Here is a 1,006-nt window from a genome sequence, read left to right on the forward strand (position 1 = left end):
CATTACTTTTATTCTCATCAAAATAGTGCTATTTTTTATGGAAAACTAAAAACGGAAGGAGATGTTTCATATGAGAAAAGTCGCAGTTATAGGCATGGGAAACGTTGGTGCAGCAGTAGCGCATCAACTTGTTGTTGGCGGTCACGCTGATGATTTGTACCTTTATGATCCAAACGAGGCAAAGGTGAATGCCGACGCATTGGATTTTGAAGATTCAATGGATAATGTGCCTTTTAACGTTAATATTACGGTTAATGATTATGAAGCATTAAAAGACGTAGAGGTAATCGTAAGCGCCTTGGGTCACATAAAGCTTTTAGACGTTCCTCATCCAGATCGTTTTGCAGAGCTTAAGTATAATCGTAAGGAAGTTGCAGAAGTTGGTGCAAAGATTAAGGCTTCTGGATTCCACGGTGTTTTAATCGACATAACAAATCCTTGCGACGCTATTTGCCAGCTTTACAAGGAAGCTACTGGTCTTCCTTACGAAAAGATTATTGGAACTGGCACTTTGCTTGATTCTGCGCGCTTGCATCGTGCAGTAGGCAAGTTCTTTGGCGTGCATCCAAAGGCTGTTAAGGGATATAGCTTAGGAGAGCACGGTGATTCGCAATTCGTTGCGTGGTCTACTGTTAAAGTCTTTGAGCAGCCTATAACAGAGCTTATTAAAGAAAAGAACATGAATTTAGACGCTATTGATGAGGAAACTCGTGAAGGCGGTTTTACTGTGTTCTACGGAAAGAAGTACACAAACTACGGTATTGCTGCTGCTGCAGTTCGTTTAGTGGATGCAGTTCTTTCGGATTCTAAAGAGCAAATGCCTGTTTCAAACTATCGCGAAGAATACCATTCTTATCTTTCATACCCAGCAATTGTTGGTAGAGAAGGAATTGTTAAGCAATGCCAGCTTGATTTGACTCAAGAAGAGTTGCAAAAGTTGCAGCATTCTGCAGATACAATTTTGAGTAAAGCTCAAGCAGAATAGATAAGTCAAAAATAAAATAAC

The 1,006-nt window shown here is 40.1% G+C and carries 1 protein-coding gene; it reads left to right on the plus strand.

Annotated elements, in window-relative coordinates; translation table 11 throughout:
* The first annotated feature begins 70 nt into the window (after positions 1-70).
* Positions 71-985: an L-lactate dehydrogenase gene (locus tag A5295_RS06040; RefSeq protein ID WP_064622176.1), complete on the plus strand. Its 915-nt coding sequence runs from the start codon at positions 71-73 to the stop codon at positions 983-985.
* Positions 986-1,006: the final 21 nt, after the last annotated feature.

The sequence above is a fragment of the Gardnerella sp. 26-12 genome (assembly GCF_001660745.1).
GTDB classification, from domain to species: domain Bacteria; phylum Actinomycetota; class Actinomycetes; order Actinomycetales; family Bifidobacteriaceae; genus Bifidobacterium; species Bifidobacterium swidsinskii.

Excerpts from the sequence above, each read along its gene's own strand:
- A5295_RS06040 (WP_064622176.1), top strand. The coding sequence starts at position 71 with ATGAGAAAAGTCGCAGTTATAGGCATGGGAAACGTTGGTGCAGCAGTA.